At 70.5% G+C, this 20,749-nt stretch carries 21 protein-coding genes; 8 read left to right on the plus strand and 13 right to left on the minus strand.

Translation table 11 applies throughout. The features are described from left to right. Positions 1–76: 76 nt before the first annotated feature. From OO71_RS00480 to OO71_RS00490, 3 genes are all read right to left on the minus strand, one after another. On the minus strand, positions 77–1,702 hold the full coding sequence (locus OO71_RS00480) for an alpha/beta hydrolase (protein WP_245633529.1): 1,626 nt from the start codon (positions 1,700–1,702) through the stop codon (positions 77–79). Positions 1,703–1,829: 127 nt separating this feature from the next. Continuing rightward, positions 1,830–2,735 (minus strand): serine/threonine dehydratase, encoded by a 906-nt coding sequence (locus OO71_RS00485; RefSeq protein WP_051790853.1) that lies wholly within the window; start codon positions 2,733–2,735, stop codon positions 1,830–1,832. After that, positions 2,732–3,715, minus strand: a complete 984-nt coding sequence (locus OO71_RS00490; protein WP_051790854.1) for a nitrilase-related carbon-nitrogen hydrolase — start codon at positions 3,713–3,715, stop codon at positions 2,732–2,734. Before OO71_RS00490 ends, OO71_RS00485 begins: the two co-directional genes overlap by 4 nt. A gap of 53 nt (positions 3,716–3,768) precedes the next feature. On the opposite strand from OO71_RS00490, the gene OO71_RS00495 reads away from it, so the two are divergent. Beyond that, complete coding sequence (locus tag OO71_RS00495) at positions 3,769–4,335, plus strand: helix-turn-helix domain-containing protein (RefSeq protein ID WP_033287563.1); 567 nt, start codon at positions 3,769–3,771, stop codon at positions 4,333–4,335. A gap of 141 nt (positions 4,336–4,476) precedes the next feature. Here the strand turns inward: OO71_RS00495 and OO71_RS00500 are convergent, their stop codons facing one another. The 6 genes from OO71_RS00500 to OO71_RS00525 form a co-directional block, all read right to left on the minus strand. Beyond that, positions 4,477–4,911 carry a nitroreductase family deazaflavin-dependent oxidoreductase gene (locus tag OO71_RS00500; RefSeq protein ID WP_033287732.1) on the minus strand — a complete coding sequence of 145 codons (435 nt, stop codon included), beginning with the start codon at positions 4,909–4,911 and terminating at the stop codon, positions 4,477–4,479. Between the two features lie 46 nt (positions 4,912–4,957). Beyond that, positions 4,958–5,929 (minus strand): L-histidine N(alpha)-methyltransferase, encoded by a 972-nt coding sequence (egtD, locus tag OO71_RS00505; RefSeq protein ID WP_033287564.1) that lies wholly within the window; start codon positions 5,927–5,929, stop codon positions 4,958–4,960. Next, complete coding sequence (gene egtC / locus OO71_RS00510; protein ID WP_033287565.1) at positions 5,926–6,690, minus strand: ergothioneine biosynthesis protein EgtC; 765 nt, start codon at positions 6,688–6,690, stop codon at positions 5,926–5,928. The genes egtD and egtC overlap by 4 nt, the downstream gene beginning before the upstream one ends. A 3-nt stretch (positions 6,691–6,693) precedes the next feature. Continuing rightward, positions 6,694–8,037, minus strand: coding sequence for an ergothioneine biosynthesis protein EgtB (egtB, locus tag OO71_RS00515; protein WP_033287566.1), 1,344 nt, complete (start codon positions 8,035–8,037; stop codon positions 6,694–6,696). After that, the gene (locus OO71_RS00520; RefSeq protein WP_033287567.1) at positions 8,034–9,296 is read right to left on the minus strand and encodes a glutamate-cysteine ligase family protein; all 1,263 of its coding nucleotides are present in this window, start codon (positions 9,294–9,296) and stop codon (positions 8,034–8,036) included. Before OO71_RS00520 ends, egtB begins: the two co-directional genes overlap by 4 nt. A 279-nt stretch (positions 9,297–9,575) precedes the next feature. Next, positions 9,576–10,502, minus strand: coding sequence for a LysR family transcriptional regulator (locus tag OO71_RS00525; RefSeq protein ID WP_033287568.1), 927 nt, complete (start codon positions 10,500–10,502; stop codon positions 9,576–9,578). 120 nt (positions 10,503–10,622) lie between these two features. Here OO71_RS00525 and OO71_RS00530 point away from each other — a divergent pair, with 120 nt between their 5' ends. Then, positions 10,623–11,810: a Glu/Leu/Phe/Val dehydrogenase dimerization domain-containing protein gene (locus tag OO71_RS00530; RefSeq protein WP_033287569.1), complete on the plus strand. Its 1,188-nt coding sequence runs from the start codon at positions 10,623–10,625 to the stop codon at positions 11,808–11,810. A 275-nt stretch (positions 11,811–12,085) separates the two neighbouring features. Here the strand turns inward: OO71_RS00530 and pip are convergent, their stop codons facing one another. Genes pip through OO71_RS00550 form a run of 4 tightly spaced genes read right to left on the minus strand, consistent with a single transcriptional unit; the run spans position 12,086 to position 14,955 of the window. Next, entirely contained in the window at positions 12,086–13,033 is a 948-nt protein-coding gene (gene pip, locus OO71_RS00535; protein ID WP_033287570.1) for a prolyl aminopeptidase, read from the minus strand. Positions 13,034–13,043: 10 nt separating this feature from the next. Continuing rightward, on the minus strand, positions 13,044–13,793 hold the full coding sequence (locus OO71_RS00540) for an ESX secretion-associated protein EspG (protein ID WP_033287571.1): 750 nt from the start codon (positions 13,791–13,793) through the stop codon (positions 13,044–13,046). 3 nt (positions 13,794–13,796) lie between these two features. Further along, positions 13,797–14,579, minus strand: a complete 783-nt coding sequence (locus OO71_RS46900; RefSeq protein ID WP_051790855.1) for a PPE domain-containing protein — start codon at positions 14,577–14,579, stop codon at positions 13,797–13,799. Positions 14,580–14,610: 31 nt separating this feature from the next. Then, a complete protein-coding gene (locus OO71_RS00550; protein WP_033287572.1) occupies positions 14,611–14,955 on the minus strand; it encodes a hypothetical protein in 345 nt (114 codons plus the stop codon). Positions 14,956–15,126: 171 nt separating this feature from the next. Between OO71_RS00550 and OO71_RS00555 the strand changes: the two genes are divergently transcribed. The 6 genes from OO71_RS00555 (at position 15,127) to OO71_RS00580 (ending at position 20,743) form a co-directional block, all read left to right on the plus strand. Then, positions 15,127–15,714, plus strand: a complete 588-nt coding sequence (locus tag OO71_RS00555) for a TetR/AcrR family transcriptional regulator (protein WP_033287573.1) — start codon at positions 15,127–15,129, stop codon at positions 15,712–15,714. 224 nt (positions 15,715–15,938) lie between these two features. Then, on the plus strand, positions 15,939–16,505 hold the full coding sequence (locus tag OO71_RS00560; protein ID WP_033287574.1) for a TIGR03086 family metal-binding protein: 567 nt from the start codon (positions 15,939–15,941) through the stop codon (positions 16,503–16,505). A 197-nt stretch (positions 16,506–16,702) separates the two neighbouring features. After that, positions 16,703–18,028, plus strand: coding sequence for a hemolysin family protein (locus OO71_RS00565; RefSeq protein ID WP_033287575.1), 1,326 nt, complete (start codon positions 16,703–16,705; stop codon positions 18,026–18,028). Beyond that, positions 18,025–19,068 carry a hemolysin family protein gene (locus OO71_RS00570; RefSeq protein ID WP_033287576.1) on the plus strand — a complete coding sequence of 348 codons (1,044 nt, stop codon included), beginning with the start codon at positions 18,025–18,027 and terminating at the stop codon, positions 19,066–19,068. The genes OO71_RS00565 and OO71_RS00570 overlap by 4 nt, the downstream gene beginning before the upstream one ends. Further along, the gene (locus OO71_RS00575; protein ID WP_033287577.1) at positions 19,065–19,949 is read left to right on the plus strand and encodes a hypothetical protein; all 885 of its coding nucleotides are present in this window, start codon (positions 19,065–19,067) and stop codon (positions 19,947–19,949) included. The genes OO71_RS00570 and OO71_RS00575 overlap by 4 nt, the downstream gene beginning before the upstream one ends. Before the next feature lie 107 nt (positions 19,950–20,056). Further along, complete coding sequence (locus OO71_RS00580; protein WP_084144617.1) at positions 20,057–20,743, plus strand: substrate-binding domain-containing protein; 687 nt, start codon at positions 20,057–20,059, stop codon at positions 20,741–20,743. Positions 20,744–20,749: the final 6 nt, after the last annotated feature.

The following is a 20,749-nucleotide window of genomic DNA, read 5'->3' on the forward strand; positions in this document are numbered from 1 at the left end:
ACTTTCACGGATCCGTCGACACCTGACAAGAGCGCTGTCCGGTTATGCCCGGTTTACGACCTCAAGATCAACCGGTTCAGCCCTGTGCCGGATTGGTGAAAGGCTGCCGGTCGGGCTGGAACACCTGCCCGTCTGCGGGCACCTTCAGGTCGATCAGGTACGCGGCCGCCGCGTCGTCCACCCCTCGGGCGGCGCCGAGGATGCAGTGGCCGAACGCGTCCACCGACAGCAGCCGCGCGTTACCGAGCTCGTCGGCCATCCGCTGCCCGAACCGGTACTGCGTGGCCGGGTCGTAGAAGTTGCTGACCACCAGCACCGGCGTCGCGGTGCGCACGCGCCACGGCCCGCGGTACGGGTCGGACGTCTTCGCCGCCGGCCACACCGGGCACGCGGCAATGTCGGAAAACACCTGGTAGCGCCCGAAAGTCGGCGACTCCCGATCGGCCGCCGCGGCAATCCGCGGTACCTGTGCCTGGTCGATGCGCATCGGCTTGTCCGCGCAGTTCACCCCGAGATACGAGTCGTTGCCGGTGTACGGGCTGTCCGGCCGCAGGTCCACGAGCCCGCCGCGACCGGGGCGAAGGAGAGACGGCCCGGCCGACTGGCTCTGCGCCGACGGATGCAGCGCGTCGTACGCCTGCTGCAGGCCCTTGGCCAGCTGACCGAACCCATCGGGCGAGTACAGCGCCCCCGACACCGCGTTGGTGAGCGAGGCGAGGTCCAGGCGGCTGCCGCCGGGGAGCGTGATCGGCTCGGTGCGGACGTGCTCGCGCAGCTCGTCGAACTTCGCCCGCGGGTCGCCGCCCTTGCTGAACGCGCACTTGTCGCCGACCTGGGCACAACGTTTGAGGAACGCGTCGAGCGCGATTTCGAAGCCCTGCGCGCGCTGGAGGTCGTAGCTGACGCCATCGTTGGTGCGCAGCTTCGGGTCGACGTTCCCGTCGATCACGATCGCCCGCGTCTGCTTCGGGAACATCGCCGCGTAGGTCGAGCCGACGAGGGTGCCGTACGAGAACCCGGTGTAGGTGAGCTGCCGGTCGCCGACCGCGGCGCGCAGCTGGTCGAGATCACGGACGACGTCGCGCGTGGACATGTGGTCGAGCAGCGCACCGGCATTGCGGCGGCAGAACTGCCCGTAGTCCCGGTACCCGGCGAGCGTGCCGGAGATTTCCTTGCGGGACAACGGAAGCGGGAGCAGCTGGCTCTGTACGTCCTGAGCGTCCTCGGCGGTGGTGAAGCAGCGCAGCGGGTTGCTGTCGCCGACCCCGCGCGGATCGAACCCGACGAGATCGAAGCGGTCGAGCACCTGCGGGCGGAAGAGCCGGTCCCCCGCGATCGGCATCCGCAGCCCGGAGCCACCCGGCCCGCCCGGGTTGAGGAACAGCGACCCGATCCGCTGCCCGGGCACCTTGGCCGCCCGCTTCATCAGCGCGATGTCGATGGTGCCGAGCGACGCGTCATCGTGGTCGATCGGGACGCGGTACCGGGCGCAGCTGTACTGGGTTGCCTGTTCGGGCGGTACTCCCTTCAACTGGTCCTTACTGCACTCGGCCCATTTCACGGGTGTCGTCTGTGCGATGTCGGCAGCTTGGGCTTCCCCAGCCCCCGCTGGTGCCGCCGACGCTGTGCCCGCCAGCCCGGCCAGTGCCGTCGCGAGCGCGGTGACCAGCACACCCCCGCTAGTTCTTCTCGATCCCCGCACGTCGAACCTCCCCTGTTTGCGCACCCGCCCGATCACGGGGCGTCACCGAGACTCGCACAATCCCGCCAACCCGGACACCGGCCGAAAGGAGGAAGATCGACAGAGCCATCGAGGTGCGCGGTGCGGGCTACGAGTTCGCGCCGCTGATCACCACGGTGATGCGCTGGTCAGCCAAATCGCGAGCGTGATGAACGGCAGCCGCCAGTGCGGTGGCGCCGCCGGGTTCGACCGAGAGGCGGAGGTTGTCCCACAGGTGCTTTTGCGCATTGCGGATCGCCTGGTCGGGAACGAGCAGGACCGTGGAGCGCAGGTCCAGCGCGACTGCGGTGGCGATGGCACCGGCCCGGCGGGCACCGAGGCTGTCCACGGCGACACCGGTGCGGTCGACGTCGATATCGACCGGGCGACCGGCGGCGACTGCCGAGGCGAGCGAAGGCGCCGTTTCGGGTTCCGCGGCGATGACGGTGTTGCGCCCACGCAGGGCGAGGGAAACACCGGCGAACAGGCTGCCTCCACCGCAACTGACGATGACGACGTCACCGGCGGGGATTTGCTCGGCCAGTTCGGCTCCGACGGACGACTGCCCCGCGACGGTGGCGATGTCGTCGTAGGCGTCGATGTGGACCGCGCCCTGGTCGGCCGCGAACTTCTGGCTCGCTTCCAACGCGTCGGCGTAGAAGCCGTCGACAACGCGGAGGTCCGCGCCGTGCCGACGGATGGCGTCCTGCTTGATCTGCGGCGAGAACGACGGGACGAAGACGGTCGCGTGGACGCCTGCCCGGCGGGCGGCCCAGGCGACCGCGGCACCGTGGTTTCCACCGGAGGCCGCAGTGACGGAGGTCGCCGTGGCGGGCATGGTCAGCACGGCGTTCAGTGCGCCTCGGGCCTTGAACGAGCCGGTGTGCTGCAGTTGCTCCAGTTTCAAGGTAACCGAGCCCACGTCCGCCTGGTCGATGCACAAGATCGGGGTGTGCCGGATGTGGGGGCGCAGGCGGGCGTGGGCCTGGGTCAGGTCTTCGCCGGTGGGGATCACGCGACACTCCCCGCCGGTTGCCAGTCGCCCGCTGTCGTCGTGACGGGCGGCTTCGGGCTTTCGTCCACGAGGAGGCGGAAGACGTCGGGGCGGGCATAGTGGCCCACGGCGTCGAAGTCGTACTTGGCCCTGGCGATCTCGTCCAGGTCGAGGTCCGCGACCAGCAGCGCTTCCTCGTCGTACACCGGCCCGGCGAGAACCTGCCCGAGCGGACCGATGATGCTGCTCCCGCCCCGGGACACGACCTGCTCCGGCGTGGTGGTGGCAGCACTGTCGAAATGGTCGGCGGGGAAATCACGCACGCGGGTGACCTGGTTCGCCGCCAAGACGAAGCACCTGCCTTCCTGTGCGATGTGACGCATGGTCGCGTGGTGGCTCTCGCGTCCGTCGGCGGTCGGCGCGCAGTAGAGCTCGATTCCCTTGGCGTACATGGCAAGCCGGGCCGCCGGCATCAGGTTCTCCCAGCAGATCACCGCACCCAGCCGCCCGATCGGGGTCGGGTGGACGTCCATGGTCGAGCCGTCGCCGAAGCCCCAGATCATGCGCTCGGCGCCGGTCGGCATCAGCTTGCGGCGCTTGCCCAGCAGGTCACCGCCGGGCGAGAAGAAGAGCACGGTGCAGTACAGAGTTCCGCCATCGCGCTCGACGATGCCGATGACCAGGTGCAGGCCGGACTGCCGGGCCAGCTGACCCAGCCGGTCGCACTCGGGTCCAGGCACGGTGATGGCCGCCTGGAGGTAGCGGCGGAAGGCGTCGCGGCCGGCCGTCGTCCGGTCCCCGACGACGCCGCCGAAGGTACTGCCCTTGGGGTAGCCGCCGACGAACGCCTCCGGGAACACGAGCAGCCTGGCACCGGCTTCGGCGGCCCGCGCCGACCAGCCGGCCACCACGTCGAGCGTCGCCGCCGAATCGAAGATGACGGGCGTGGCCTGGGCGACTGCCGCCCGGACTGTCGCCCCCGCCGCTGTCAGAGCGTCCACGAATCCTCCCGGATGCCTACTTTAACGAACCATACGTTCGCTATAGTAGACACATGGAAGGTTCGAACTTGCAAGAGACGTTCGGCAAGCGGGTCCGCCGGCTCCGCGAGGAACGCGCGATGAACGCCGCCGAGCTGGCCCGCGCGTCCGGCGTCGCGCGAGCGACCCTGTCGAAACTCGAAGCAGGCCAGGGCAATCCCACCCTGGACACGATCGGTGCGCTCGCGGCCGCGCTCCGCCTGCCGCTCATCGACCTGCTCGCCGAGCTGACGACGCCTGCCGTCCGGCTCGACCGCAGCCCGCCCGCCTCCGCCCCGACGCCCACCCAGCACCTGCTCGCCCGCGTCGGCGGCAGCGGGATGACCGAGTTCTGGCGCCTGCGCCTCGGCCCGGGACAACGCCTCGACCGGCAGCCGCACGCCACCGGCACCACCGAGCACATCACCGTGATCACGGGAACCCTGAAGACCGGCCCGACGGACAACCTGCACGAAATGACCGCCGGGGACTTCATCAGCTACCGGGCAGACGTCCCGCACTCGTACGTCGCCGGACCCGACGCCGTCATCGCCGCGGTTTCCATGACCTATCTGCTGGCTCTGCCTGCCTTCATCGAGTGAACACTCGACGATTTCCGGATCTCTCCGCGGAGCAGGACCCGCTCGTACGACTCACCCCGGCGGACCGGCCAGCCCACCAGCCGAGAACAGGTCACCTGCTCGCATCCCGCCTGCATTCGAGACCGGCCACCGCCCGACGCCCTACCGGGACTCGGCATCAAGGCGAAGAGTGAGGACGAAAACCGGTAGCTCGCGCCCGGCCGCAGCGCGTTCCATCTCGTACCCCGGCCAGAATTCCAGCAGTTCGGCCCACATCCGGGCGTACTCGTCGCCTTCCAGCTCGCGCGCCTTCACCTCGACCTCGCGGCCGCGCAGGGCGACGACTGCCTGTGGGTTCGCGCGCAGGTTGTACGTCCAGGCCGGGTTCTGCGGGCGGCCCCAGTTGGAGCCGGTGAGCACGAACTCGCTGCCGTGTGGGTAGTACAGCAAGTTCGTGCTCCGCGGCAGGCCACTGCGGCGGCCGGTGGTGGTGAGCCGCAGCGAGGGGAGCCCGGCAAGGCCGACCAGGCTGATCCGGCCGCCGAACCACCGGTGCAGCCTGCGGTCGGTGGCGATGACGGCCCGCGACGCGCCCATCAGCCGGGGCTGGGTGCCGAGCTTGCGGGCGAGGGCCGCGAGTGGGTTACGCACGCACTGATCTTGCCAAACTCACCCCGAACCGCTGCTGCGAGTCGGTCCACCAGCGCGTGACCTCGAATCCGGCCGCGGCCAGTTCCGCTTCCACCCCCGACGGCCGGAACTTCGCCGACACCTCGGTGCGGATGTGCTCGCCCTCGGCGAACGACACCACGAGATCCGCACCCGGGATGTGCACCTCCAACCGGCGCCGCGCGCGCAGCCGCATTTCGATCCACTCGTGGCCGGGGTCCCAGTACGAGACGTGCTCGAACGCGTCCGGGTCGAAGTCCGCGCCCAGCTCGGCGTTGATCACCCGCAGCACGTTGCGGTTGAACGCCGCCGTGACCCCCGCCGCGTCGTCGTACGCGCGCTCCAGGATTTCGCGGTCCTTCACCAGATCCGTGCCGAGCAGCAGCCATTCACCCTCGTCGAGCACCTCCCGTACCGACCGCAGAAACTCCGTGCGCTCGGCAGGCAGGAAGTTCCCGATCGTGCCGCCCAGGAACGCGACCACCCGCGGCGCGGTGCCCGGCAGCAGCTGCAGATGCCGGGTGAAATCGCCGACGACCCCGCGGACTTCGAGCTTCGGGTAGTCCGCCGAGATCGCCGAGGCCGCCTCTGCCAGCGCGGTCTCCGACACGTCCATCGGCACGAACGATTCGAGCGTGCCGTGCGCGGTGAGCGCATTGAGCAGCAGCCGGGTCTTCTCGCTCGACCCCGACCCCAGCTCGACGAGCGTGTGTGCGCCGGTGAGCTCGGCGATCTCGACTGCCCGCGCGGCCAGCACCTCCCGCTCGCTGCGCGTGGGGTAGTACTCCGGCAGCACGGTGATCTTCTCGAACAGCTCGCTGCCCTCGGCGTCGTAAAACCACTTGGGCGGCAGCCACTTCTGTGCCGCGGTGAGCCCTTCGCGGACGTCGGCGCGCAGCTCGGCGGCGACGTCGTTGCGATGGCTCTCCAGGTCTGCTTCGGTCATCGGGCGGTGCTCCGTTCCAGGTTCAGGGGAAGGACGTCGACGCCGGCCGCGGTGACGTGCACCGCGTGGTGCTCCGGTACGGCGGTCCACGCCGGGTCCGGATCACACGGCTCCGACGCCAGTACGACGCCGGTTTCGGTGCGGCGCAACGACAAGGCGTGCGTCCAGGTGGTGCCGACCAGCGTTTCGCCGTCGGTGAGCAGGAAATTGAGCCGCGAGCCGGGGGCGACCGCCTCGACCTCACGCACGAGCGCGGTGACCGCGGCGAGCGGCTCCTCCCCCGCCCGCAGCCGCGCGCGGAGCAACGCCCACAGGAGCGCGGAATCCGTGGGCGCCTCCAGCGTGAGCAGCTCGGTGACGTCGACCCGGCCGGCGAGCCCGCGCATCGAACCCGGCCAGCCGCGGACGACGCCGTTGTGGCTGAACAGCCAGCGCCCGTCGGTGAACGGCGCCGCCGCGGCTTCGGTGACCGGCATTCCGGTGGTGCCATTGCGCACCGCCGCGACGAACGCCGTGGTGCGCGCCGAAGCGGCCAATGCGGGCAGCGTCTGGTCTGTCCACAGTGGCTCGCGGCGCCGGTACCGCTGCGGCGGCGCACCCGGCTCCGGATACCAGCCGAGGCCGAAGCCGTCGGCGTTCACCGAACCGCCGCCGCGCATGTCGAGCGGCGCGTACGACTGCACCAGCAGCGCATGCGGGGCGGCGAACATCAGCTCCGCCGGGGACACCGGCGCGCCGAGATAGGCGAGGTGACGGCACATCCGCTACCCCGCCTCGCCCGGACGCGGGTCTCGCGCGCACCGGAAACCGGAGAAGATCTGCCGCCGGATCGGGTAGTCCCAGTTGCGGAACGTGGCCCGGATGGCGGCCGCGTCGGTGCCGAACGACCCGCCGCGCAGCACCTTGCACTCCGGCCCGAAGAACACCTCCGAGTACTCCCGGTACGGGAACGCGGAAAACCCCGGGTAGCCGTGGAAGTCGGTGCTCGTCCACTCCCAGACGTCCCCGATCAGCTGGTGCACGCCCAGCGGCGACGCGCCTGCCGGATACGCGCCTGCCTCGGCCGGGCGCAGGTGGCGCTGGCCCAGGTTGGCGTGCTCGGCAGTCGGTTCCTCGTCACCCCACGGGAACCGGCGGGATCGGCCGCTCGCCGGGTCGTGGCGGGCCGCCTTCTCCCACTCCGCCTCGGTGGGCAGTCGCTTGCCCGCCCAGCGCGTGTACGCCTCGGCTTCGTAATACGACACGTGCACCACCGGCTCGTGCTCCGGCACCCGCTCCCGCACGCCGAACCGAGTGCGCCACCAGCCGTCCGGCTCGCGGTGCCAGAACCGCGGCGCGGTGATGTCGTGCTCCTGCCGGTACGCCCAGCCGGGTTCGCTCCAGAACCGCCGGTCCTGGTAGCCGCCGGATTCGAGGAACTCCCCGTACGCGCCGCAGGTGACCGGGGTGGTGTCGAGCACGAACGCGGGTACATCGACCTCGTGCGCGGGCCGTTCGTTGTCCAGCGCCCACGGTTCCGCCGTGGTGCCCATGGTGAAACGGCCGCCGGGGACGAGGACCTCGGCAGGCAGCCGGACGGCAGGCGCCCGTGGTGGCTCCGGCGCGTGCAGTACCGGTTCGCCCTGCCGGAGCTGGTGCGTGGCCAGCATGGTCTCGTCGTGCTGCTGCTCGTGCTGGGTGATCATGCCGAACGCGAACGCGCTCTCGGTGAGCCGCCGTCCCTCCAGCGGCGCCTTTTCGAGGACGTCGAACGCTTTCTCGCGGACCTCTTTGACGTACGCACGCGCTTCGGCAGGCCCCAGCAACGGCAGCGCCGGACGGTCGGCCCGCGGGTGCTGGAAGGCGTCGTACAGGTCGTCGATGTCCGGGCGCAGCGGCTCCCGGCCGCCGACGTCGCGGACCAGCCACAGCTCCTCCTGGCTGCCGATGTGCGCGAGGTCCCACACCAGCGGTGACATCAGTTTCGAATGCTGGCGCACCAGGTCCTCGTCGTCGACCGCGTCGGTGAGGGCCACGCTGCGCTCGCGGGCCCTGGTGAGCGCTTCGGCGGCGTGCGCCCGCAGGTTCTGCGGGCTCAGCTCCAGCAACGGGTTGTGCTCGGTGGTCATCGGTGCAGACTCCTCGATCCGGTGACGCGGGCCCGCAGCCCGGCGGTGATGTCCGTGACGGTGCTCGCCGGCAGCCCGGTGGCCGGGAGCGCGGCGATGCCGAGCTCCACCAGCTCCCGCGCGGTCGCGGCCAGCGCCGCATCGGCAAGGCCGCACCGGGCCGCGTCGGCCCAGCGCCCGGCGACCGGCGCACACACCCGCCGGACAGCGTCCACTGTGGACGGACTCGCCAGCAGCGCGGTGACCAGCGCGACCGGCGGCAGCCACTCCCCCGGCGGCTGGCCGTCGAGGTACCTCAGCTCGAGGTATCCCTGTGGCCGCACCGGGGTGAACATCGTGGTGAGGTGGTAGTCGAGGTCGGCGACCGTGGGACGGCGCAGCACCCCGGCCGCGCCGCGGCCGCCGATCCAGTCGGCGAACGTGAGCCCCTCCGGCGCGTCCCACGGCCGCTCGCCGCGCGGCAGCACCATGAGCGGCGTGTCCATCATCCGGCGGCCCCATTCGCCTGCCGGATCTCCCCTCGGAGGGGGCGACTGCGAGCGCACCGGTTCGGTTTCCAGCACCGCAAGCCACCGCGCCGACTCGAATCCGGTGTCGCGACCCGCATGGACGCGCGAATTCGCAAAGAGAGCCAGCAGCGGCGGACCCATCGCGTGCGCGGCCGCCCAGCGCGCCGCGACCTCGTGGGGTTCGCCCGCGTCCACGCAGACCTGCAGGCCCGCGGTACTGCACATCATCGTGATGCCGCCCTCGCCGATCGGCGCGAACCGGCGCTCCATCGCGGCGTAGCGAGGCGTGCGCAGGATCCGCCGTGGCGGGCGGTGCTCGTCGATCCCCGCCGTGCCCAGTTCGAGCCCGTGCCGGGAGAGGAGGGAAGTGAGATGGGAGAGGTCGGCCTCCACAGCCGCGTGCAGGACACGCAGCGAGGCCTGTGGCAGAGCGGAAATCTCCACCTGGCACCCGGGTTCGAGGCTCACCGGCGCACCGGCCGGGAGCGGGACCGCGGGGCTGTCGGGGCGCAGCGTCCGCGGGGTGTGCGGACCCAGCGCCGTGGCCAGGACATCGGGATCGAGCGGGCGAGCCGGGTCGTCGCCGTGGTGCACGGTGAACTCGAGCTCCACGCCGAGCAGTCTCGGCGGCCCGTGCTTGAAACACACCGAAGCCACGTACTGTTCCCCTTCCGCGCGGTCGGCAAGCACCCGCGCGGACAGGTTCGCCGCACTCCCGGATTTGTCCGGAAAGTCGTGCACTGCAGTCATCTGTCGCCGTCCACGTCAGGAGGCTCCCGGGGCGGGACCTCGTCGCTTCGCGACGCTACACGCGGGGTCTGACAAAAACAGGGCTACGAACGTCGGCCAGGGATCGATAAGAACCTCGTAAGGTGCGCTGACCTGGGAGTTCACGCATTCGACACACGGTGATGCGCTGCTCCATCCGGGGCACGGGGACTTCGACGGCAGCGCACCGGAACGCGGGAAAGCACCAGCTGCGGCCACGACACTCCAAGCAGCAACGAATCCGCTGTGCCAGAGCCGAGCTCACGGCAACGCAGCCTCCGTACCCAGCCCGAGCTCAGCGGCCGCGTCCTGCACCGCCCCGATCACCAGGTGCAACGCCGGACGGCGGATCTCCGTTCGGCGGTAGGCGATCGACACCGTTCGCAGCAACGGCGTCGTCAGGGCCACCACGTCGATCCCCGGGGGCCGCAGCAAGCGCAGGCCGAGGTCCGACACCAAGGTCACCCCGAGCCCGGCACCGACCATCGCCATCGCCGTCGACTGTTCCTCCACCTCGTGGTTGATCTTCGGCTGGAAGCCGTGCCGGTGGCAGGCCGTGCGGATCGCGCGGCCGAAGTGGGACTTCGGGCTCGCCAGGATCCACGGGTGCACCGCGAGGTCGTCCAGCGACACCCCGGTCGACGGCACCGCTCCCACCGGCACCGCCGCGTGCATCCGTTCCACTGCCACGACCGCGCGTTCCAGGCCGCGGTCCCACTCCATCGGCGCGTCGGAGTAGTCGATGACGAAGGACAGGTCGAGCGCACCGTCGCGCACGGCGTCCGCGGTGGCCTCCGGCGCCAGTTCCTTCGTTCGGACCTGGATTCCCGGGTAGTCCGCGGCCAGCGACGTGAGCGCGGTCGGCAGCAGACCGGACGCGACCGACGCCCACACGCCCGCGGTGAGCCGCGCGGACATGGTGCCCTGTGCTTCCTCCAGGGCGAGCGTCGCGCGTTCGACGCTGCCCAGGATTTCCTCGGCGTGCTCGGTGAGGAGGATGCCGAGCTCGGTGAGCTGCACGCGGCGGCCGAGCCGTTCGAACAGCTTCGCCCCGACGTCGCGTTCGAGCTGCGCGAGCTGCTGCGACACGGCCGACACGGTGTAGTGCAGCGCAGCGGCGGCCGCCGTGACCGTGCCCCGGCGGCGCAGCTCGCGGAGCATCCGCAAGCGGTGCAACGAAAGCTCCATGTACGAACCCTAAACAACTTCGTGCAGGTTCGGTAAATGGACGCGGACCCGGCCCCGGCCGCACTCTCGAAGGCAGGGGGCGACCGGCGCCGCCCAAGACCCGAGGAGGTGAGTGGCTCGATGGACCCGCGCAACGCCGAACCGCTGATGAAGCTCACGTGGACCGACCCCGTCACGGGCGCGCACGGCTACCTGGTCGTGCACAGCCTGGTGTCCGGCATCGCGACCGGCGGCACGCGGATGCGCGCCGGCTGCACGATCGACGAGGTAGCCGACCTCGCCCGCGGCATGGCGAACAAGACGGCCACGTTCAACCTCCCGGTCGGCGGCGCCAAGGGCGGCCTCGACTTCGACCCGAAGGACCCGCGCGCCACCGGCGTCCTCACCCGGTTCTGCCAGTTCCTCCGCCCGTGGCTCGAAGACAGCTGGGTGACCGCCGAGGACCTCGGGGTACCGCAGCACCTCGTCGACGACGTCTTCGCCCAGCTGGGCCTCGAACAGTCGTACCACGCAGCAATCCACCGCTCAGCCGATCCCGCGCGGACACTCCGGCGCGTGCAGGCGGGACTCAACGCCCCGGTACCGGGCGGCCAGCTGCTCGGCGACGTGATCGGCGGATACGGCGTGGCGCAAGCCTGCCTGGGCGCAGCGAACACGTGGGGCTGGACGGTCCCGGAGACGACCGTCGCCATCCAAGGCATCGGCACCATGGGCGGCGGAGCAGCCTGGTACCTGCATGAGGCAGGCATGAAGGTCGTAGCAGTCGCAGATGCGGCGGGCACTCTCTATGCCCCGGACGGCCTCGACGTACCTACCCTCCTCGACCTGCGTGATCGCTTCGGAGAGATCGACCGCGACCGCTTGCCTACCGGGATCCAGCTCTTGCCTCGGGAGTCCATCGTTTCGACAGCCGCCGACATCTTCGTCCCTGCAGCGATTTCGTATGCCCTGCGAGTGGACAACGAGAACCTGGTGAAGGCAAAAGTCGTGGTAGAGGCCGCCAACGCGGCGACGACCCCGGAAGCAGAGGCTGCATTGTCGGCCCGTGGAGTCGCAGTGATCCCGGACTTCATCGCGAATGCAGGAGCCGCCGCTTGGGCATGGTGGCTGCTACTGGGCGAAGTCGGCGCAGACCCAGCGGACTCATTCTTGCGGCTCCGCACGGAAATGCAGGCAAAAGTCGCCTTGGTACTGGCAGCGTGGACCTTGGACCGCGTACCCGCACGACTGACCGCACTACACTTGGCCAGCCAAAATCGGCCGACGTCGGACGTCGCCAGCACCACCCCCGCACTAACCATTCCGTGAAGGGAACCTTCACGGAAGCAGATTCCCTCATGGTTCCCTTCACGGACCTACATTCCGTGAAGGTTCCCTTCACGGACTTCCCCCACCACCCCACCGCAGCCGACGCACCCACCGGGACCGAGCACCCAGCCCCCGCCCTGCACCCCGATCCGAAGCCCGCACACGGCCTGAACGGCTTGTCAAGGCATCTTTCCCGCCTTGACAAGCCGTTCAGACCGTCGTGACACTCCACCTTCGGGGTGCCCCCACGCAACAGTTCCGGCCACCACAGAACCTCACGGAACACGGGCAAACCGATCAGTAGCACCAACCAGCACATCCTCCATCGAAGACGCCGTAGTCGTATGCCCCACACCGTCCACCAGCACCAACTCAGCATCCGGCAACGCAGCATCCAACAGCCAAGGCGTCCCAACGAGACTGCTCAAGTCCAGTAAACCCTGCGCAAGAACCGCCGGAATCCCCGCCAGCCGATGCGCCTCCCGCAGAATCCCCCCATCGGGCAGAAAACAGCCATTCGAGAAGTAATGGGTCACGATCCTCGCAAACGCCAGCCGAAACCGCGGCTCCTCGAACCGCGGCAACGGCGGAACCCCCGGCTGCATCGCCGTTTCCCAGTCACACCACCGTTTCGCAGCCGCCGTGTGCACCACCGGGTCCGGATCAATCAGCAGCCGATGATACGCAGCCGCCAGATCACCGTCCCGTTCCTCCACCGGGACCCCCTCGCGGAACTCCGCGAACGCCTCCGGAAACATCCCCCCAAGCCCACCCGTCAGAAGCGCGATCTCCTCCCGGCGGTCAGTCGCCAACCCCGTCAGAACCAGCTCACTGACCCGCTCCGGATACCGCTCGGCATAGGCCAGCCCGAGCACCGTCCCCCAAGACCCCCCGAACACCAGCCACTTCCCGATCCCCAGCGCACGACGCAGCAACTCCAGATCACCGATCACATGCGCCGTGGTATTGGCCGCAAGACCGGCAACGGAATCACCCGCATGCGGAGTACTGCGCCCGGAACCACGCTGATCCACCAGCACCACCCGATACCGCGCAGGATCGAAGAACTGCCGCATCCCCGGCCGGCACCCGCTTCCCGGCCCGCCGTGCAGCACCACCGCCGGTTTCCCGTCCGGATTACCGCACGTCTCCCAGTACACCCGGTGCCCGTCGCCGACGTCCAGCATGCCGTGGTCGTACGGCTCGATTTCCGGATACCGCAAGGCTTCCCCTTCAGTTCAGCGTGCGCTCCAGCATCCGCAGCGCCCCGCACAGCTCGGCCGGACCGGCGGGACCGATCCGGATTTCCGCGTCCGGCCCGGCGCCGACGGTATAACTCAAGTACCGGCCCCAATCCGTGTCCGCGTAATGCAGTGGTTCCTCCAGCCGCACATACCGCCCGACCTCGTCACGGCGGGCTGCGTACAGCTCGCCACTGCCGTGTACCGGCCGTTGGACCAGGGTGAGCACGTCGGACAGCACCGGGTCGAGCGGGTACGCCGATGCACCCAGACGGGCGGCGTCGGCGAGGTCCGCCACCCGGACGCTCCGGGCGAACCCGCCGCCCGGGCCGACCACCGGCAGCTGCTCGACCAGCGTCTCCAGTACGCGTCCGCGGTCGATCTCCTGCACGCCGACCTGCTCGCCGTCGGACACCGCGAGCACCGCCTGCAACCCGCTCGCCGCGGCCAGCACGCCATACGTGCGATCACCGGTGGCGACCCAGCCGTAGTACTCGACCACCGGCCGAACCAGCAGTGGCAGCCAGTCGAGGAAGTCGACGGTCGCCCGGCCGCGGGCATCGACGAGACCGGCGACGGCGAGCGCGTCGTCCACCCGTTTGGCGGCCTCGTCCCGCTCGGTTTCGGACAGCCACAGCGGATCGGGCCGCAGCGTGACGTGCAGCCGGCCCACCTGCTCGCGTTCGGCCAGCGCCGCGAGCGCTTCGACCGGGACGTCCACCCGGCCCGCCGGATCCGCCACCGGCTACTCCCCCTCGTCGCCGAGTACCGGCGGGGTCGCGCCGGGGCCGGGGCCGAACGTGCCCTCCGGATCGGGCTCGACGAGGTAGTCCGGGCGACGGTGCACCCCGTCGCCAGGGCCGGGCTGGGCACCCGGAGCAGCCCCGAACGCACCGCCGGAGCCCCGCGACGGCTCGCTCGCGGGAGGGGCCCACATCGCCGCCGCCGGGGTGCCGCGATCCTGCGTGGTGGCCGCCTGGGTGGTGGTGCTCCCCTCGTCCGTGCGGCGCACCAAGACCTCGTCCGGCCGGGCGGTGCCGTACAGCTTCGGCAGCACCCGTTTCGTATGGGTGGTGACGCCGTGGTACTGCTCCATCACGCGCACGTTGTTCTCGTTGGCGCCGTGGAAACGGTCGATTCCGTCCTGAAAGGACATCGGCACGACCGAAGCCGGCACCACCGCCTGCAGCGGCCCGGCCCACGGCTGCGGCCGCTCCGGGCGCGGCGGCACCTCGACGACCGCGTGCCGCGAGCTTTCGAAGCTGCCCGCCTGGGTGTCCATGGACGCGCTGGTGAGGTCGAGCGGGTCGGCGGTCTGCCGGAAACCGGCTTCGAGCGGCCCGGCACCGGCGTTCGCCGCGGCCGAGGCGTCGCCCGTCCACGACCGCGCCATCCGCTCCTGCAGCTCCTTCACGCTCCGCGCGCGCTCCAGGTAGGCCGCCGAAAGCTCCTGGACCTTGACCGCAGCCGCGCGCAGCCCGGACGTGTCGCCGCCGCGGAAGTTGTCGAAGATCTGCTTGCCGTCCACCTGGTTCCCTTCGTGCGCCCGCCGGGATCCGTTACCGGCCGCGGTGCAGGTCGGCGTGCAGGTCGGCGCCCGCCCGGTCCGCCTCGGCCGTCCGGTCCCGCGCGGTGCGCAGCTTGCCGAGGTAGCCGCTCGCGTACCGGTGCAGCGACTCGTTCTGGTCCCGCAGCGCGCGCAGGGAATCGACCCCGTCGGCGGCGTACTCCGCGCTCGCCGGGTCGGTGCCGGGCGCCGCGAAGACGGCGAGGATCTCGTCGATCGCGCGGCCGTCCGCGGTGATCGTGGCGAGCTGGTCCTCCCACAGCCGGATGACCGCGGTGAGCTCGGCCGCGTCCATCGCGAAGCCGCCCTGCCCGCGGCCTGCTTCGCCGATGACCAAGGCCGTTCCCTTTCCCCAGTGTCACTTGCCGTGATGTGCACAGCGTAGTCATCGGTCACGGCCGTGTCAGCTGAACACCACGGTGGTGGGACGGCGTGGCGAACCTGTTATGACGCCGCAGTACGTACGTACGGATTGCGAGAACCCGGTCCGCAGTGTCAGGATTTCAGGATGCCACGGGTCAGCCAGGATCACCTCGACGCACGCCGGCGCCAGATCCTCGACGGCTCACGCGTCTGTTTCGCCAGGTACGGCTACGAGGGTGCCACAGTACGGCGGCTCGAAGAAGCCACCGGGCTGTCCCGCGGGGCGATCTTCCACCATTTCCGGGACAAAGAGTCCCTTTTCCTCGCCCTCGCCGAGGACGACGCGGTCCGGATGGCCGACGTCGTCGCCGAACAGGGCCTGGTACAGGTCATGCGCGACCTGCTGTCGGACCGCAGCGAGCACCCGGCGGACTGGCTCGGCACGCGGCTCGAGGTGTCCCGGCGGCTGCGCACGGACCCGGAGTTCCGGGCCCGCTGGGCGGAGCGGTCGGAACAGCTGACGGCCGCGACCCGGGAACGGCTCGAATGGCAGCGCACAGCAGGCAACCTGCGCGACGACGTGGACGTCGATGTCCTCACGGCGTTCCTGGAACTGGTGCTGGAGGGCCTCGTGTCGCACCTCGCGATGGGCCTGCCGGGCGACAACCTCGGCCCGGTCCTCGACCTGGTCGAGGAAACCGTGCGGCGGCACCGGCCGGGCACCGGCGGCTGACCCGCGCCGCCGTCCTCCGGAGTGGGTTTCCGCCGGGGTGGGTTTCCGCCGGAGCAGGAGTCCGCCGGGTGGGAGTCCGCCGAGGTGGGAGTCCGCCTGGGTGTCCACCGGGGTGGGTTTCCACCGGAGCGGGAGCCCGCCGGGGTGGGATTCCACCTCCGGCGAGCCTGCCCGGGAGGGCCCGGCATCCCGCACGATCGGGCGGGTTCGTGTTGAATGTGCCCGTGGATCTCCTCGCCGCCCACGGCCGCGCGCTCGACGTGTTCGACGTGGCCGTGCACACTGCCGGTCCCGCGGACTGGGCGCGCGCCACGCCGTGCACCAGCTGGTCCGTCCACGATCTGGTGAATCATCTGGTCACCGAGCAGCGCTGGGTCCCGCATCTGCTGGCCGGGGCGACGCTCGACGAGGTCGGCACCCGCTACGACGGCGACCAGCTGGGCAGCGACCCGATCGCCGCCTGGGAGGAGGCCGCGGCCGCCGCCCGGTCCGCCTGGCTGGAGCCCGGGGCGCTGCGCCGCACGGTGCACGTGTCGTTCGGCCTCGTGCCCGCCGAGGAGTACGGCTGGCAGATGACGCTCGACCTGGCCGTGCACGGCTGGGACCTCGCCACCGCGCTCGGCGCCCCGAACCCGGTCCCGGCCGACCTGGCCGCCCGCCTGCTCGACGTCCTGCGCCCGATGATCGACGACTGGCAGGGGCTCGGCCTCTTCGACCCGCCGGTCGCGGTCGGCCGCACCGCCCCGGCGCCGGCCCGCCTGGTCGCCCTCCTCGGCCGCCACCCGCACTGACCCACCGTTTCGCGTCCTACCGCAGCGCTTGCGCCGCGACCCGGTACGATTGTCCGCATCGTCGCACTACAACCCTGCTTTGCCGAGGAGTGACTTCCATCCGTGCGCGCTGCGCCATCGCCCGGTGACAGTACCGGGCCGGGCCTTCGACCCGGCTTCCCGACCGCCTTCGGTTTCCGCCTGCCGGACGGTGCGGCATGATCCCCGTCCTGCTCTCCGTGCTCGGTGTGCTGCTGTTCCTTCTCCTCACGATCGGCACCGGCCTCGCCGTCGCTGCCGAGTTCTCGCTCACCGCGCTGGAACGCAGCACGGTGGACGCGGACGTCCGGCAGACCGGTGACCGCCGCTCGCTGACCGTCCAAAAGGCACACCGCACGCTCAGCTTCCAGCTCTCCGGCGCGCAGGTCGCGATCACGCTGACCACGCTGATCACCGGTTTCCTCGCCGAACCGCTGATCGGTGACCTGGTCCGCCCGCTGCTCGACGCGATGGGCCTGCCCGCCTCAGTGGCGGCCTGGGTCGCCGTGGCGGTCGCGCTGGTGCTGGCCACTTTCCTGTCGATGATCCTCGGCGAGATGGTGCCGAAGAACCTCGCGATCGCGCGCCCGCTGCGCACCGCCCGCGCGGTGACCGGGTACCACGCGCGGTTCTCGGCGCTGTTCCGCTGGCTCATCACGATCATGAACAACAGCGCGAACTTCCTCGTGCGCAAGCTCGGGGTCGAGCCGCAGGAGGAGCTGCGGTCGGCCCGGTCACCGCAGGAACTGGGCTCGATCGTGCGGTCCAGCGCGGAAAGCGGGAAGCTCGACACGTCCACCGCGGAGCTGCTGGACCGCTCGCTGCGGTTCGGCGACCGCACCGCCGACGAGCTGATGACCCCGCGCGTGCAGGTGGAATCGCTCACCGTCGACGACACGATCGACGACCTCATCGACATCTCGCGGCGCACCGGGTTCTCCCGGTTCCCGGTCTACACCGAGGACCTCGACGACGTGCAGGGCGCCGTGCACGTCAAGCAGGCGTTCGCGGTCCCGGCCGCGGAACGGTCGGCCACCCGGATCCGCTCGGCCATGCGGCCGGTGCCCACGGTGCCGGAATCGCTGCCCGGCGACGACCTGCTGAACCGGCTGCGCGATTCGCGGTACCAGCTGGCGATCGTCGTCGACGAGTACGGCGGCACCGCCGGGCTGGTCACGCTCGAGGACGTGGTCGAGGAGATCATCGGCGACGTCCGCGACGAGCACGACGAGCGCGAAGCCCCGGCCGCACAGCAGCTCGGCAGCGACAGCTGGCTCGTGTCCGGGCAGCTGCGGGCGGACGAGGTCACCGATATCACCGGCTTCCGGATGCCCGAGGGCGACTACGAAACCATCGCCGGGCTGATCCTCGAACGGCTCGGCCGGATTCCCGCCGAGGGCGACGCGGCCGAGGTCGACGGCTGGCGGCTCACCGTCACGAGCATGGACCGGCACCGCATCGCCGAGGTCCAGGTACGCCCGGCCGGACGCGAGGTGACCTCGTGAACGACTGGCTGAACATCGCCCTCGTCGTGGTCCTGCTGCTGGCCAACGCGTTCTTCGTCGGCGCCGAGTTCACCCTCATCTCGTCGCGGCGCGACCGGCTGGAAGCGTTGCTGGCACAGGGAAAGACCCGGGCGCGGATCGTGATCAACGCGAGCAGGCACGTGTCGCGGATGCTGGCCGGCGCACAGCTCGGCATCACCATCTGCTCGCTGCTGCTCGGCCGCCTCGGGGAGCCCGCGGTCGCGCACCGGCTGTCCGGGTTCTTCGACCTGCTCGGGCTTCCCGAGGCACTGCTGCACCCGATCTCGTTCGCGATCGCGCTGGCGTTCATCACGATGCTGCACGTGCTGATCGGCGAGATGGTGCCGAAGAACCTCGCGATCGCCGAGCCGGAGCGGCTCGCGCTGTGGCTCGTGCCGGTGCACGTGGCGTGGGTCAAGCTCGCGAACCCGGTCATCGGGTTCCTGAACTTCGTCGCGAACTCGTTGCTGCGCGTCATGAAAGTGGAGCCGAAGGACGAGCTGGAGACCGCGTACACGTCCGACGAGCTGGCCGAGCTGCTGAGCGAATCACGCCAGGAAGGGCTGCTGGAGCAGTCCGAGCACGAGCGGCTTTCGCAGACGCTGTCGTCGGTCGCGAAGACGGTCGCCGACGTGCTGGTGCCCACCGCCGAACTCACCACGCTCCCGTGCGGGCCGACGCTCGGCGACGTCGAGCGGGCGGTGTCCACCACCGGGTTCTCGCGGTTCCCGGTGTGCACCGACGACGGCACGCTCACCGGGTACATCCACGTCAAGGACGTGCTCGACCTCGTCGGCCAGAACCCGGACACGGTCATCCCGGACAGCAAGACGCGGCCGCTCACGGAACTGCGCTCGGACGCCCGGCTCGACGTCGCGCTTTCGGCCATGCGCAAGGAAGGCAGCCACCTCGCGCGGGCGCTCGACGCGTCGGGGGCGGCTGTGGGCGTGGTGGCGCTGGAGGATCTCGTCGAGGAATACGTGGGTACCGTGCGCGACGGCACCCACGTCGCGGCATGACCGCGCCGGTCGTGCTCGCCGAGGCCGAATGGCAGGCACGGGAGCAAGCGCATCTGGAGCGGATGCGGGCGTGGACCGGTCCGCATCAGGAGCGCCGGGGCCGGGGCGAGAAACATCCGGTGATCGATTTCCTGTTCACCTATTACTCGCACCGGCCCGGGCATCTCGAACGCTGGCAGCCGGGTCCCGGCGTGGTCCTCGAAGGCGCGTCCGCGCGGCGGTTCCTGGAGCGTCCGGCGTATACCGAAACCGCTGCCGGGGTGATGCTCGACCCGGCAGCATTCGCCGGGCGCCGGGCCCGCACCGCCGAGTTCGTGCTGCGGCTGCTCACCGCCACCGCGTCCCGGGCGCCGCGGCTGAGCTGCTTCGGGCTGCACGAGTGGGCCATGGTGTACCGCGAGCCCGCCGACTCGGTGCGGCACGCCCAGGTACCGCTCCGGCTCGGCTCGGCGGGTACCGACACCGTGGTCGAGTCCCTCGACATCCGGTGCGGGCACTACGACGCATTCCGGTTCTTCACTCCCCCGGCCCGGCCGCGCAACAGCGTGACGCCGACCCGGGAATCGCAGGTCAGCCTGGAACAACCCGGCTGCCTGCATACGAACATGGATCTTTTCAAGTGGGCTTACAAGCTCGATCCGTTCGTCCCCGCCGAGCTGGTCGGCGACTGTTTCGCCCTCGCCGCCGACATCCGCGAGCTCGACATGCGGGCCAGCCCGTACGACCTCAGCGCCCAGGGCTACCCGCCGGTGCCGATCGAGACCGCCGAGGGCCGCGCCGCCTACGCGCGAGCCCAGGCCGGGTTCGCCCGGCGGGCCGCGCCGCTGCGGTCACGGCTGATCGAGGTCTGCCGGCACCTGCTCGCCGCTCCCGAAGGGTGACCGGAACACTCTCCGTCACTATATTCACCGCGGGTCCTTGGCCTGTTAGAGTGATAACGGTTTGATTGCATGACCGTGTGTGTTGTGCACGTCACGAAAGGACAACGATGGGGCGACACAACCTGGCCGAGGAGCCGGTGCCGCACCCCCTCGATCCGCCGAAGCGGTCCCCCGGCCGCAGCGAGACGACCGGATCGCACCGGATCGTCGGCAAGAAGCCACCCCGCAGGCGGATCGCGAAGTGGCCCCTCGTGGCCCTCGGGCTCGCCGTGCTCGTCACGCTCGGGGTGGTCGGCTGGAACTGGGCCGACAGCGTGCTCAACAACCGGGCCGAAGCGCAGGCCGCGAGCTGCAACGGCGGCCGCACCGACGTGCGGATCGTCGTGACCCCGCAAATCGCCAAGCCGGTCGAGGCCGCGGCGGCGCGGTGGAACCAGGACCTCACCGTGGTGCACGGCAGCTGCGTGCACGTGGCCGTGGAGAGCAAACCGGCCGCCGAGGTGCTCGGCGCGCTCACCGGCACGACCCCGATCGACTCCATCGGCGGCCTGCCGGACGGCTGGATCCCGGAGTCGTCGTACTGGGTCGCGCAGCTGGCGAAGGCCAAGCCGGACGCGATCGGGTCACCCGCGATGCCGATCGGCTCGGGCCCGCCCGCCGACTACCCGTTCGTCGGCCTGTCCGGTGCCTCGATCGACGAGACCCAGCAGCGCGGTACCCAGAGCTTCCGGGCATTCCTCAAGGAACCCGCCCAGCTGGCCGATTTCACCGCGGCGGGGATCCGGGCGTCCTGATCCCCT

Origin of the sequence: Amycolatopsis jejuensis (assembly GCF_000717335.1) — a bacterium.
Lineage (GTDB): Bacteria > Actinomycetota > Actinomycetes > Mycobacteriales > Pseudonocardiaceae > Amycolatopsis > Amycolatopsis jejuensis.